Source organism: Paracoccus onubensis, from assembly GCF_003591515.1.
In the GTDB taxonomy this organism is placed as follows: Bacteria; Pseudomonadota; Alphaproteobacteria; order Rhodobacterales; family Rhodobacteraceae; genus Paracoccus; species Paracoccus onubensis.
The window spans coordinates 191,591-204,929 of sequence record NZ_QZCG01000006.1 but is presented as its reverse complement, the minus strand read 5'-3'; the positions used below and the strand labels follow the sequence as shown (position 1 = coordinate 204,929).

Sequence of the window (13,339 nt, the reverse complement as noted above, 5' to 3'; positions counted from 1 at the left end):
GGTGCAGATCGCTTCGGACGTGATCAGCCTTGCATCGTGGCAAGCCAGCGGTTCAGGACATCCAGCGACTCAGGTTCGTCCAGCCATGGAATATGTGCGCGGCCGGGGATCTCTGCATAGATCGTATCGGGACGACGGCGGCGCATTTCGGTAACGGATTCCGGCGACAGAAGATTGGAATTCGCGCCGCGCAGCAGAGCGACGGGAAATCCGGCACAGGTATCCCAAAGCGGCCATAAATCCGGTGTCTCACCCTGAAATGCGGCCAGGAATGCGTTTCGCAACGCGGGATCGTATTTGATCCGCAGCCCGTCCGGGGTCTGCTCGTAATGTTTTTGCGCATCCGCAAACCAGCGGCCTTCCGGCACATCGACAAAGCCGGGCATGGCGGAAGGCAGGCGGGCGGCCAGTTCTGCATGGCTCTTTGCCGCAGGGTTGCGGCCGACATAATCGAATATCTGTTCAAGCCCGGTCTGCTCGATCTTCGGGCCGACATCGTTCAGGCACAGCCCAAGCAGCCGGTCATGTGCGGTCGCGGCAAGAAACAGGCCGATCAGACCGCCGCGCGAGGTTCCGAGGATCGCGGCCTTGCCGATGCCCAGATGATCCAGAAGCGCTGTCGCGTCTTTCGCTTCTTGCGGTACGGTATAGCTGTTCTCCCCCGTCCAGTCGGATTGGCCGCGGCCCCGGTAATCCATCCGGATCAGCCGGACATCCGGCAAATGCGGGGCGACATAATCGAAATCGGCCATGTTACGGGTCAGCCCCGCCAGACACAAAACCGGCAGCCCGTTGCCTTCGTCACGATAGGCAAGCCGGGTTCCATCTTTGACGGTGAAGAATTCGGTCATCGAAGCTCTCGCAGATCCGAAACGATCCTGCCGGGCTGGCAGGGCAGGCGGTCCACAGGGAAGCCCATGCGATTGACCCAGATGGTCCGAAAGCCGAATCGGGTCGCGCCGTAGATGTCCCAGCCATTGGAGGACACGAAATTGATATCGCCCGGAGCGCAGGAGAAATGATCGGTGACGATACCGTAAGCCCTTGCCGAGGGTTTGAATTCGCCCACGGTTTCCACCGATAGCAGCGCGTCAAATCGCTGATCCAGCTTTGCGGATGTGACCGCATCGTCAAGCATCCGGGGGTTGCCGTTGGAGAATATGGCGAGACGGCCGCCCTCGCTGCGCAGCCTGTCCAGCATCTTGGGCACCTCGGGATAGGCGGGCAGGTGGCGGTAAAGATCCAGCAGCCGGGCGGATTGTTCCGGCGTGACGCCATGATGCTCTGATACCCAGTCGAGCGCGTCGGATGTCACTTGCCAGAAATCGGCATGTTCACCGGTGATCGTGCGCAGCCATGAATATTCAAGCTGTTTGCGCCGCCAATCGGCCGAAAGCGCCTTCCAGACGGCATTCAGGGAAGGATCGTCGTTTGCCGCCTGACGCGCGGCCCCGTCGACATCGAACAGAGTGCCGTAAGCGTCGAAGACCCAGATCACAGGTTTTCGCTTTGCGGCATGCCAAGCACGTGATAGCCGCCATCCACCCGCACGACCTCACCGGTGGTCGAGGCGCCCCAATCCGACAACAGCCAGACCGCGGTGCCGCCGATCGCTTCCAACGTGGCATTGGCGCGCAGCGGCGCGTTCGCCTCGGTATGGCGGAAGGTCTTGCGCGCGCCGCCGATCGCCGCGCCTGCAAGGGTCTTCATCGGGCCGGGCGAGATGGCGTTGACGCGGATACCATCGGGGCCAAGATCATTCGCCAGATAGCGGACGCTGGATTCCAGCGCCGCCTTGGCGACGCCCATGACATTGTAATAGGGTGTCACCCGGTTCGATCCGGCATAGGTCATGGTCAGGATCGTCGAACCCGGAGCCATCAGTGGCATTGACCGGCGGGCCACCTCGATCAGCGAATAGCAGGAAATATCCAGCGAATGCTTGAAATTCGCGCGGCTGGTATTGACGAAACGCCCGGTCAATTCGTCCTTGTTGGAAAAGGCGATGGCATGGATCAGGAAGTCCAGACGGCCCCAGCGATCGGTTATACCGGTAAAGGCGGCATTCAGGCTGTCATCATCAGTGACATCGACATCCAGCAGAAAGTCCGAGCCGACGGATTCGGCCAATGGCGCGACCCGTTTGCCGAATGCCTCGCCCTGATAGCTGAACGCAAGTTCGGCCCCTTCGGCCGCCGTGGCGCGCGCAATACCCCAAGCGATGGAGCGGTCGTTGGCGACCCCCATCACAAGCCCTCGCTTGCCCTTAAGAAGTTCGCCCATATTCTGACCTCGTTCTTGTTCTTATTCAATATATCTGGACATCAGCAATGTCGCATTGGTGCCGCCGAAACCGAAACTGTTCGACAGAACCGAGTCAAGCCCGGCATTGTCGATGCGGGTCGTGGCAATCTCTTCCGGTTTGATCTCGGGATCCAGTGTCTGAATATTTGCAGATGCTGCAATGAAGTCATTTTGCAACATCAGCAGACAATAAATCGCCTCATGCACCCCTGTCGCGCCAAGGCTGTGACCTGTCAGCGATTTCGTAGAACTGACGGGCGGCATATTGCCCTCTCCGAACAGCCGCCGCAGCGCCTTGATTTCGCCCAAATCTCCTACCGGGGTCGAGGTGCCATGCGCGTTGACATAGGATATCTTGCGGCCTTCGGGCAGCGTTTCCACGGCAAGCCGCATCGAGCGTTCACCGCCTTCGCCGGACGGGGCCACCATGTCATAGCCGTCGGAGGTGGCGCCATAGCCGGTGACTTCGGCATAGATTTTCGCGCCGCGAGCCCTGGCATGCTCCAGTTCCTCCAGCACGACGACCCCGCCGCCGCCGGCGATCACGAAACCGTCCCGGGTTTCGTCATAAGGGCGCGAGGCGGTTTCCGGCGTGTCGTTATATTTCGACGACATCGCGCCCATCGCGTCGAACAGGCAGGACAGGGTCCAGTCCAGTTCCTCGCCGCCGCCCGCAAAGACAATATCCTGCTTGCCCATCTGGATTTGCTCGACCCCGTTGCCGATGCAATGCGCGCTGGTCGAGCAGGCCGAGGTGATCGAGTAATTGACGCCCTTGATCTTGAACGGTGTCGCAAGGCAGGCGGAATTGCTTGAAGACATGCAGCGCGTGACCATGAACGGTCCCATCCGCTTTGGCGCGCCCTTTTCGATGACGATCCGATGCGCCTCGAAGAAATTCGACGTGGATGGTCCGCCCGAACCCATGATCAGGCCTGAGCGCGGATTGGAAACGTCGCTTTCCTCCAGCCCGCTATCCGCGATTGCCTGCTCCATGGCGATGAAATTATAGGCTGCTCCGGGACCCATGAAGCGCAGGTTGCGCTTGTCGATATGATCTTCAAGCGTGATCTGCGGTTTGCCGTGGATCTGGCTTCGAAAGCCATGTTCAGCGTAATCCGGTGCGAATACGATACCCGAACGGCCCTGGCGCAAGCTTTCGGTGACTTCGGCGGCATTGTTGCCGATCGGAGAAACGATACCGAGCCCGGTGATAACGACACGTCTCATAGGGGCCTCCTTCTGGAATTGGTTAAGTGGTCGACAGAGCGACTTTCATATCCTTGACCTGATAGATGACGTCGCCATCGGCCTCGACCCGTCCATCCGCCACACCCATGGTCAGGCGCCGGGTTTGCACAGCCTTGGTGAAATCGACGAAATAGCGCAGCATTTTACGATCGGGGCGTACCATTCCCGTCAGCTTGACCTCACCGACGCCAAGCGCATAACCGCGCCCTTCCCAGCCGCGCCAGCCAAGATTGAAGCCGGTCAATTGCCACAGCCCGTCAAGACCAAGACAACCGGGCATGATCGGATTTCCGGGGAAATGGCAGGGAAAAAACCACAGGTCGGGCTTGATATCGAATTCGGCGGTGACATGACCCTTGCCATGCAGGCCGCCATCCGCGGAGATATCGGTGATCCGGTCCATCATCAGCATGGGAGGTTCCGGCAGCTGGGCGTTTCCGGGGCCGAACAACTCGCCCCGCGCACATGCAAGCAGCTCGTCGCGGTCAAAGCTGGTTTGCGTCATTGCCATAAAGTCCTGCCTTCCCTCTAATGTTCCCTCGACCGGTCATGGCCGACTTGATCATCGTTTATCATTCGCAGCGAAAGTCCTGCAAGCGCATGGCGCTACATGATCGAATTTAGGCGTCATATGGGCATTTTTGCAGATCAGAACCACTGACCGGGTTCCATCAGCCCGAAATCCATCAATTGCTGCGCGCGCCATTCGAAGGGCACCGAATTGCGCCAGACGAAGCTGCCGATCGCATCGCGAGAGCCGGGATTGGTGGTCAGTGCCTTGGCAACGCGGAAAGAGGCGATCGCCGCCGTCAGATTGTGATGCCACGGGCAGGAATAGGTATTGTATTCCTGTATGTTGAAGCGGTGATCCGGCAGAATTTCCAGACCTTTGGTCGCGCGGAACAACGATATCCGGTCGATTCGCCGTTTATCCGCCGACAGATGCTCTTCGAAGCGCCAGCGAAGCCCGCCGAAGAAATCAAGCTGACGCTCGACGGGATGATTATCGCGTCCAATCCGGGCAAGGGCATAATAGCCGGTGCGGTCGAACATGGTATGCTCGAAATCCACCGCATTCGGGCAGCGGTTCAGATCGGGCGCATAAAGATCGATGACATAGCTCAGCATGGCCGAGCGGCGTTCCTCGACATGGAAGGTCAGCATCTCACCGACGCTGCGGCTTTCGGAAAACGGGAAATAAAGAAATTCACCGTTGAAACAGTAATATAACCAGGTTCCTTCAGGGACGGCCCGGATGACGGCATTGATCGCATCGACATGCGCGGCCGGGCGCCGGGTCTGACAGCGCAGATTGGTCACCCGGGCCTTGTCCTCTTCGGACAGGATCAATGGTTCCGGAGACAGCGCGAGAATATGGCGAAAACCGGCTTTCAAATGATGTTTCAAGGTTGCCGCGACGGCGATGTCGTCTTCGACCAGGATTATCGCCAACGGCCCTTTGGTCAGGGCCTTGGGCTTGTTGTTCAGAAAATCGTTAAGATCAGAAAAATCAGATGTCATTTCAATGTTTTGTCAATTGCTTTTCATTACGGATTTGACCTGTTCGAGCGCGGCCTGAAGAAGCTGGGGATTGTCGCCCGCGCTTTCGATCAGACGTTTGAGCGTGGCCCGCTGGGCCTCGGGGATATCTGCCGTCTCGATCAGTTCAATGACACGTTCGGCGTCGAAGCCTTCGGGCGTAAGCTCCGATTCGATGCGGCTCGCCGTGACGGCGGCATCGGCGGCGGTATCGGTCGCTTCGGCTGCCTCTCTGGCGGCATTCGCGGCAACTTCCGCCGCTTCGCTTTGGGCGGATGAGGTGGGGTCATTGGCCTGCGCGGCGGCCTCTGCGGCACGATCCGCGGCATCCAGCGCAGCCTCGGCGGCGGCTTCGGCCTCGTTCGCGGCCGAGCTTGCAGCGGGATGCGCGGATTCTCCGGTCACCTGAACCGCTTCGGCAGCGGCGTCGGCGGCAATCGCGGCGGCATCGGCGGCGGCGTCCGCAGCGTCATTTGCGGCCTGTGCGGTATCTTCTTCCTGTGCGGACTGTTCCTCTTCGGCGGGGAGGTCGGTCCCGGCTTGCCCGGCCGCGTCCGGCCCGGCATCCGTTTCGGCAGAGGTTTCGTCGGATTCGGGTGCGGCTTCGGTTACCGGGGCTTCGTCGCTTGGGGATTCGCTTGTCCGCTGCCCGTCCCACCACCACCATCCGCCAGCGGCGGCAGCGAGAATCAGGAGTGGAAATAACAGCCTTTGCATGGTGAATCTTTCATTTCGGTCCCGGTCGCGTCATCTATCGCACAGGCGGCGCGCCGCGAAAAGTCACCATCCGGCCATCGGACGCGGCAAATGAGCGACAAAAGCATGCTTTGCATAACTCATAGCAGCGAATTCGGTTGAATCACCGGGGGCTCACGCTTATTTTTCCGCTATTCACGTCATGGTTATGAAGGAGAAACACCATAGCCCGCAGACCGCATAATGCACCGCCCACCCGTGACACTGGTCCCCGCGTCAACGAACGTATCCGTGTGGCAGAAATTAGACTGATCGGCCCCGAGGGCGAAAATGTAGGCGTTGTGCCTCCATCGGTCGGATTGCAGATGGCCGAAGATGCGGGGCTTGATCTGGTCGAGATTTCCCCGAACGCGACCCCGCCGGTCTGCAAGGTGATGGATCTTGGCAAATTCAAGTATGAACAGCAGAAACGCGAGGCCGAGGCGCGCAAGAAGCAGAAGATCATCGACGTCAAGGAGGTCAAGTTCCGTCCCGGCACGGATACCCATGACTATGACGTCAAGATGCGGAATGTCATGAAGTTTCTGGATGCGGGCGACAAGGTCAAGGTGACCCTGCGTTTCCGAGGCCGCGAAATGGCGCATCAGGATCTTGGTCTTGAACTGTTGAACCGGGTTAGAGACGATGTTGGCGAGGCCGGCAAGGTCGAGGCCATGCCGAAACTGGAAGGCCGCCAGATGGTGATGATGATCTCGCCGCGGTAAGCCTTTTCGTGCGAGATTGCTGAAACGGGGCCGCGCAGGCATTGCCGCGCGGCCTTTGCATGTGAGGAGATCGGATGAGCGAAGCACCAAGAATCGGAATCAAGCGGATCGAGGATTCGGATCACACTCTGGCGCTGCCGTCCTATGAAACCACCGGGGCGGCGGGCGCGGATCTGCGTGCGAATTTCCCCGACGGGGCGCGCGAAGGTCTTTTGCTTTCTCCGGGGCAGCGGGCTTTGGTGCCAACGGGGCTGATCCTTGACATCCTGCCGGGATGGGAGGTTCAGGTCAGGCCGCGTTCCGGGCTGGCGCTCAGACATGGTCTGACGCTGGTCAATACGCCCGGCACGATTGACAGCGATTATCGCGGCCCGGTCGGCGTGATCGTGATCAATCTGGGGGATGAGCCCTATCATCTGCGTCATGGCGAGCGCATTGCCCAGTTGGTTGTGGCACCCGCCTCGCAGGCCCGGTTCTTCGAAACCGTCGAAGTCAGTGAGACCGTCCGGGGCAACGGTGGTTTCGGCTCGACCGGGGCGGGGTGATGCTGGGCATCCTGATCTTCGTCGCAATCGCAGGGCTTGCATGGTTCGCAGGATTGCGGGGCAGGGACGCGGTTCTTGCCCTCGCTGTCCCGTGGTTGAGCGTGGTTCTTCTCAAGTCGCAGATGCCTGAAGCCTGGCTGGCGCGGCAGTTCGGCGGCGATATCCGTCACTGGCTGGTGATCGGGATGATCGGCGGGCTGGTTATCCTGTATCGGGTCGGGCTGCGGAAATTGCGGGGACTTGCGCCGGAACCTTCCGTGCCGGAAGCCGTACCGCAGGACGACACAATGTCCGATGCCGAGCTTGACCGCTATGCCCGCCATCTGGTGCTGCGGGAAATTGGCGGTCCGGGGCAGATGCGTCTGCGCGATGCGCGGGTGCTGGTGGTTGGTGCCGGAGGGCTTGGGTCGCCGGTCGGGTTGTATCTGGCGGCGGCAGGGGTCGGTGAGATTTGTCTGGCCGATGACGATATTGTCGATCTGTCGAATCTGCAAAGACAGGTAATTTTCCGGAATGATCAACGAGGTGAGTCGAAGGCGGAAGCGGCTGCGGAAAACCTGCTGGAGCTGAACCCGCATATCTACGCCCATACATGGCCCCATCGGATCACGGAAGAAAGCGCGAAGATGATCGCGTCCTATGACCTCGTGATCGACGGGACGGACAGTTATGCGTCGCGCGATGCTATCAACCGCGCCTGCGTCGCGGCCGGGGTTCCGTTGCTTGCCGGCGCGATTGCGCAATGGGAAGGGCAGGTCACCTTATATGATCCGGCACATGGCGGCCCCTGTTTTTCCTGCATGTTCCCGCAGGAACCCGCGCCCGGAAACGCGCCGCCATGCGCCGAGGCGGGGGTCGTCGGTGCGCTTCCCGGCGTGATCGGCAGTATCCTCGCGCTGGAGGCGATCAAGCACCTGACCGGCGCGGGGCAGGGACTTGACGGGCGGATGCTGGTCTTCGACGGATTATATGGCGAGACGCGGATGATAACGATCGCGTCCCGCCCGGATTGCCCGGTTTGCGGCAGGGTCGCCCCGGGCTGAGAGGGGCGTTCAGACCTCTTCGATCCGCAATTCCACCGGGTCGCTGACCAGAACGCCGGTACGCGGCAATGCCTCGATGGCGAAATCGATGGCTTCGGGTGTGGTCTTGTGGGTGACGACCAGAACCGGAACGCTGCTGTCGCTGGAATGCCCGTATTGCCGCATCCGGTCGATAGAGATCCCGGCTTCGCCCAGGACCGAGGCTACCTTGGCCAATGCGCCCGGTTTGTCCTGCAATTCCAGTCGCATGTAATACGAGGCAGGGACGGCGGTGCGTGCGGGCTGCGCTGGTTTCAGCCCGGTTGCGGGCTGGCCGAAGACCGGCAGGCGGATGCCGCGCGCGATATCGACGATATCGGACATGACGGCGCTTGCTGTCGGACCTTCGCCCGCGCCCGCACCGCGCAGCACGATCTGACCGACACTGTCACCCTCGACCACGATCATATTGGTGCCGCCCGCAAGTTGACCAAGCGGGCTGTCGGCGGGCACGAGACAGGGCGACATGCGCTGCTCCAGCCCGCGTGGCGTCATCTGCGCGATGCCCAGCAGCTTGATCCGGTAACCCATATCCGACGCGCGGTTGATATCGTCGATGCTGACCCGCTCGATCCCCTCGATCTCGACCGCGTCGAAATTCACCCTTGTCCCGAAGGCAATAGAGGAAAGGATCGCCAGCTTGTGCCCGGCATCGATACCGCCCACGTCCAGATTGGGATCGGCTTCCAGATAGCCAAGCTGCCGCGCTTCCTCGAATACCGCCTCATAGGGCAGGCCGGCGCTTTCCATGCGGGTCAGGATATAGTTGCAGGTGCCGTTCATCACCCCCATGACGCGGGTGGTGCTGTTGCCGGCCAGCGATTCCGTCATGGTCTTGATCACGGGGATGCCGCCCGCCACCGCGGCTTCGAAGCGGATCACGCGGCCAAGGCTTTCGGCCAGTTCGGCCAGTTCCTGTCCATGCATCGCCAGCAGCGCCTTGTTCGCGGTGACGACATCCTTACCGGCGCGCAGGGCGGCCTTGATGCTGTCGCTGGCGATGCCGTTATCGCCGCCGACCAGTTCGACATACAGATCCACGTCATCCGCCATGGCCACGGCCATCGGATCGTCTTCCCAGCGATAGGCCGAGATATCCGCATCGCGATTCTTCATCCGATCGCGGGCACTGACGGCGGTAATCGTAATCTCGCGCCCGGTCCGTTTGGCCAGCAGGCCAGCGTGTTTCTGGACGATCTTGATGACACCGATACCGACAGTACCAAGCCCGGCGATGCCGAGGCGGAGAGGGGACGACATGAAAGCCTCTTATTGTGGATTGCGCGGGTTGTTATCCTGCCTGTGGCGGCGTTGCAACGCAGGATCGGGAAATGCCGTCAGGAAAGCCGCACAGGTGCCCTGCCTGTGCCTTATTGGCCGCAAGAACTGCGGCGTTTCGGCGTTCTCCTGAAACATCGGAACTCAGTAAATTTTGTTTTGGCGCAATTCCAACAAAACCGCTATCCGCTTTTGTTGGAAATGCCCTGATCTTCCTCGTCACCGGCCAATTCGCCTTCGATCCCGGTTGCGCGCATGATCGACACCACCCGCCGGGCGATCTTCTGAGTCCGCTTGTGTATCGCGTCGACTTCATCGGCGTTCATTTCATCGGGATAACGCTCGCCGCGGGTATTGATGAAGGTCGGGTGCCAGTAACCGGGTTTCGATCCCGGACGCCATGACGCATGGCACAGCAGATTGCGCTTCAGTCGAAGCTCGCTCAGTTCCTCGGTCAGGATATGCCGGTCATCGACCCGCGCATGTTTGATCGTGGCGATGAAGCTGTCGATCAGAGTGCCAAGCGTATCGTCGGCGATATCCTCCATCCGCTGCAACCATTTCTCAAGCTCGTTCTCGCTTGCATCCTCTCCCAGTCCCTGCCGCGTCAGTGAAAAGATGGCGCGTTTCAGGGCCTCTTCCAGAAAACCGAAACCGGCGACGGCGTGACCGATGGCGGTGGCCATATCATCTGTCAGGCGCTCGGGAGTGGGGTTGAGGGTCATCATGGTCTTCTGAACGTGAGATTGACTGGATCGGGTTCGGACACGACGTCTATTCGCGCCACATCCGTTCAACCCACTCGGTGGGATGGACGTAATGCCGCAAATGCCTGAAGAAGCTTTCGCGGCGATCCCTGGCGAATGCCGCGCGGAGGTGATCCAGCGGCGGGCGCGGCGTGGCATGTTCATCCCAGCGTCCGGCAATGGCGTCGGGCGGGTTCAGATTGCCGGGAAAGATCACGATCCGGGCATTTCGGGGGATGCGGGGTTTAATGAAATAGTTCAGAGGAAAGACTGGCACGCATTGCATGCGGAAATGCACCATCCAGCGAAGCGGCCAGAACTTGACCCCACCCGGCGCGTTGCGGGTGACGAAGCGTTGTTCGTATTTATATTCATCCGCCACGGCTTGCGGATCGGCGCGGAAGATATCCTGCAAGGGGGCAAGATTGCCGACCTTCATCCGGTAAACCGAGGTCTGGCCCATGCGCTCGAAAGGCGTGTTCAGATTGCGCCCCAGAATCGTGTCCCCGGGATCGCCATGTTCGAAGAAGCAGTCGATATTGCCGGTAATGACGACATCCAGATCCAGAAACAGCACGACACCCGTCACATCCCCCAGATCGCCCCATAACCGCGACTTGGGCCATTTCCCCCGCGTCCGTTCCGGGGCCTTGTAGTCGAATTCGGGGAGCGGCCGCACAGCGATATCGGGATGCAGACCCGTGCCGTCGTCGGTGAAACAGAACAATCGGAAAGGCGGCGTGATATTGCGCGAGATCATGCCATGCAGGCGATTGACATATTCCGCGCCGAACTTGTCGCCCCATTTGATACAGATGACCTGCTTGACAGATCCGTTACGCCCGTCACTCATGACCGCCTCGCGAGTTTCGCTCGAAGGTTTCACAACCATGCAGTGAGAGCAAGAGAGGAAATCATCAGCCGCCCGGCCGGAACGGGGATGTTCCGATCCGGCCGGGCGATTTCAGATCATCCTCGCGCTTCACGGATCAGCCGCAGGATATCGGCGGCGGCGGCCGGGATATTCGTCCCGGGTCCGAAGATCGCCTTGACGCCCGCCTTGCGCAGGAAATCGTAATCCTGCTGCGGAATGACGCCGCCGCAGATCACCAGAATATCCCCGGCGCCCTGTTCCTTCAGGGCCTCGATCAGCTTCGGTGCAAGGGTCTTGTGGCCCGCCGCCTGGGACGAAATGCCCACCACGTGCACATCGTTATCCACGGCGTCCTGCGCGGCTTCTTCCGGGGTCTGGAACAGCGGACCGACATCGACGTCGAAGCCGATATCGGCAAAGGCGGTTGCGATGACCTTGGCGCCGCGGTCATGGCCGTCCTGACCCATCTTGACCACCAGCATGCGGGGACGGCGGCCTTCGTCCTCGGCGAATTTCTCGACATCGCGTTGAATGGCGGCGAAGCCTTCGTCGCCTTCATAGGCGGCGCCGTAAACTCCGGCGAGCGTTTTCACCTCAGCGCGGTGCCGGCCGAATTCCTTTTCTATGGCCATGCTGATCTCTCCGACTGATGCACGGGCGCGGGCGGCCTCGACGGCGGCCTCCAGCAGGTTGCCGCCCTCGCGGGCGCGGCGGGTCAATTCGTCAAGCGCCGCCTGACAGGCGGTCTCGTCGCGGCTGGCGCGGATCTTTTCCAGCCGTGCGATCTGACTGTCGCGAACCTTCACATTGTCGATATCCAGAATGTCGATCGGGTCTTCCTTGTCCTTGCGGTATTTGTTGACGCCGACGATCACCTCTTCGCCGCGGTCGATCATCGCCTGACGGCGGGCGGCGGTTTCTTCGATTCGCAGCTTGGGCATACCGGAAGCGACCGCCTTGGTCATGCCGCCCATCTCGTCGACCTCTTCCATCAGAGCCCAGGCCTTTTCCGCCAGTTCGGCGGTCAGGCTTTCGATGTAATAGGACCCGGCCAGAGGATCGATCACATTGGTGATGCCGGTTTCCTCTTGCAATATCAGCTGGGTATTGCGGGCGATGCGGGCACTGAAATCGGTGGGCAGGGCGATTGCCTCGTCCAGCGCGTTGGTATGCAGCGATTGCGTGCCGCCAAGCGCCGCGCTCATCGCCTCATATGCCGTGCGGATGACGTTGTTATAAGGATCCTGCTCTTGCAGGCTGACGCCCGAAGTCTGGCAATGCGTCCGCAGCATCTTCGAGCCGGTCTTTTTCGCCCCGAATTCTGTCATGACCCGGTGCCACAGCAGGCGCGCGGCCCGCAGCTTGGCGATCTCCATGAAGAAATTCATGCCGATGGCGAAGAAGAAGGACAGCCGCCCGGCAAAGACATCCACATCCATACCTGCATCGATCGCCGCCTTCACATATTCGCGCCCATCGGCAAGCGTATAGGCAAGCTCTTGCACCAAATTCGCGCCTGCCTCCTGCATGTGATAGCCGGAAATCGAGATCGAGTTGAAGCGCGGCATCTGGTTCGAGGTGAATTCGATGATGTCGCTGATGATCCGCATCGAGGGTTCGGGCGGGTAGATATAGGTGTTCCGGACCATGAATTCCTTGAGGATATCGTTCTGGATGGTGCCGGACAGCACTGAACGGTCGTGGCCCTGTTCCTCGCCCGTGACGATGAAATTCGCCAGAACCGGGATCACCGCGCCGTTCATGGTCATGGACACGCTGACCTTGTCCAGCGGGATGCCGTCGAACAGGATTTTCATATCCTCGACCGAGTCGATGGCGACGCCGGCCTTGCCCACATCGCCCACGACCCGGGGATGGTCGCTGTCATACCCCCGATGCGTCGCCAGATCGAAGGCGACCGACACACCCTGCTGACCGGCAGCCAGGCCGCGGCGGTAGAAGGCATTGGATTCCTCGGCGGTCGAAAAGCCCGCATATTGCCGGATGGTCCATGGACGACCGGCATACATCGTGGCGCGGGGGCCACGGGTGAAAGGCTCCATCCCCGGCAAACTGCCCAGATGGTCAAGCCCGCTTGTATCCGCCTCGGTGTAAAGCGGCTTGACGGTGATGTCTTCCAGCGTCTGCCATTCTAGGCTGGCCGGGTCGCGGCCCTTCAGTTCCTTTTCGGCAAGCTTGCGCCAGTCCTCCAATGTCGATTTTGTCATGATCTGTCCTTTCCCAGCGGCCCGCTTTGCTT

Annotated in this window: 14 protein-coding genes; 3 read left to right on the top strand and 11 right to left on the bottom strand. The window is 60.4% G+C overall.

Annotation, left to right across the window (positions count from 1 at the left end):
- Positions 1–23: 23 nt before the first annotated feature.
- From D3P04_RS10495 to D3P04_RS10465, 7 genes are all read right to left on the bottom strand, one after another.
- Positions 24–851 (bottom strand): alpha/beta fold hydrolase, encoded by an 828-nt coding sequence (locus tag D3P04_RS10495; protein WP_119748594.1) that lies wholly within the window; start codon positions 849–851, stop codon positions 24–26.
- The gene (locus D3P04_RS10490) at positions 848–1,498 is read right to left on the bottom strand and encodes a haloacid dehalogenase type II (protein WP_119748592.1); all 651 of its coding nucleotides are present in this window, start codon (positions 1,496–1,498) and stop codon (positions 848–850) included. The genes D3P04_RS10495 and D3P04_RS10490 overlap by 4 nt, the downstream gene beginning before the upstream one ends.
- The gene (locus tag D3P04_RS10485) at positions 1,495–2,283 is read right to left on the bottom strand and encodes an enoyl-ACP reductase FabI (protein ID WP_119748590.1); all 789 of its coding nucleotides are present in this window, start codon (positions 2,281–2,283) and stop codon (positions 1,495–1,497) included. The genes D3P04_RS10490 and D3P04_RS10485 overlap by 4 nt, the downstream gene beginning before the upstream one ends.
- 21 nt (positions 2,284–2,304) lie before the next feature.
- Entirely contained in the window at positions 2,305–3,534 is a 1,230-nt protein-coding gene (gene fabB, locus D3P04_RS10480) for a beta-ketoacyl-ACP synthase I (RefSeq protein ID WP_119748588.1), read from the bottom strand.
- 22 nt (positions 3,535–3,556) lie between these two features.
- Positions 3,557–4,066, bottom strand: a complete 510-nt coding sequence (fabA, locus tag D3P04_RS10475; protein ID WP_119748586.1) for a bifunctional 3-hydroxydecanoyl-ACP dehydratase/trans-2-decenoyl-ACP isomerase — start codon at positions 4,064–4,066, stop codon at positions 3,557–3,559.
- A gap of 137 nt (positions 4,067–4,203) precedes the next feature.
- Complete coding sequence (locus D3P04_RS10470; RefSeq protein ID WP_119748584.1) at positions 4,204–5,076, bottom strand: glycosyltransferase family 2 protein; 873 nt, start codon at positions 5,074–5,076, stop codon at positions 4,204–4,206.
- Positions 5,077–5,088: 12 nt separating this feature from the next.
- Entirely contained in the window at positions 5,089–5,811 is a 723-nt protein-coding gene (locus tag D3P04_RS10465; protein ID WP_182912804.1) for a hypothetical protein, read from the bottom strand.
- Positions 5,812–6,014: 203 nt separating this feature from the next.
- On the opposite strand from D3P04_RS10465, the gene infC reads away from it, so the two are divergent.
- The 3 genes from infC (at position 6,015) to D3P04_RS10450 (ending at position 8,142) form a co-directional block, all read left to right on the top strand.
- Positions 6,015–6,554 carry a translation initiation factor IF-3 gene (gene infC, locus D3P04_RS10460; protein ID WP_119748582.1) on the top strand — a complete coding sequence of 180 codons (540 nt, stop codon included), beginning with the start codon at positions 6,015–6,017 and terminating at the stop codon, positions 6,552–6,554.
- A gap of 74 nt (positions 6,555–6,628) precedes the next feature.
- Positions 6,629–7,099 carry a dUTP diphosphatase gene (dut, locus tag D3P04_RS10455; protein ID WP_119748580.1) on the top strand — a complete coding sequence of 157 codons (471 nt, stop codon included), beginning with the start codon at positions 6,629–6,631 and terminating at the stop codon, positions 7,097–7,099.
- On the top strand, positions 7,099–8,142 hold the full coding sequence (locus D3P04_RS10450) for a HesA/MoeB/ThiF family protein (protein ID WP_119748578.1): 1,044 nt from the start codon (positions 7,099–7,101) through the stop codon (positions 8,140–8,142). The genes dut and D3P04_RS10450 overlap by 1 nt, the downstream gene beginning before the upstream one ends.
- A gap of 9 nt (positions 8,143–8,151) precedes the next feature.
- On the opposite strand, the gene D3P04_RS10445 is transcribed toward D3P04_RS10450, so the two are convergent.
- From D3P04_RS10445 to scpA, 4 genes are all read right to left on the bottom strand, one after another.
- Entirely contained in the window at positions 8,152–9,441 is a 1,290-nt protein-coding gene (locus tag D3P04_RS10445; RefSeq protein WP_119748575.1) for a homoserine dehydrogenase, read from the bottom strand.
- 200 nt (positions 9,442–9,641) lie between these two features.
- The gene (locus tag D3P04_RS10440) at positions 9,642–10,187 is read right to left on the bottom strand and encodes a hypothetical protein (RefSeq protein WP_147391912.1); all 546 of its coding nucleotides are present in this window, start codon (positions 10,185–10,187) and stop codon (positions 9,642–9,644) included.
- A 46-nt stretch (positions 10,188–10,233) separates the two neighbouring features.
- A complete protein-coding gene (locus D3P04_RS10435) occupies positions 10,234–11,058 on the bottom strand; it encodes a glycosyl transferase (protein WP_119748742.1) in 825 nt (274 codons plus the stop codon).
- Between the two features lie 116 nt (positions 11,059–11,174).
- Positions 11,175–13,307: a methylmalonyl-CoA mutase gene (gene scpA / locus D3P04_RS10430; protein ID WP_119748571.1), complete on the bottom strand. Its 2,133-nt coding sequence runs from the start codon at positions 13,305–13,307 to the stop codon at positions 11,175–11,177.
- Positions 13,308–13,339 lie beyond the last annotated feature (32 nt).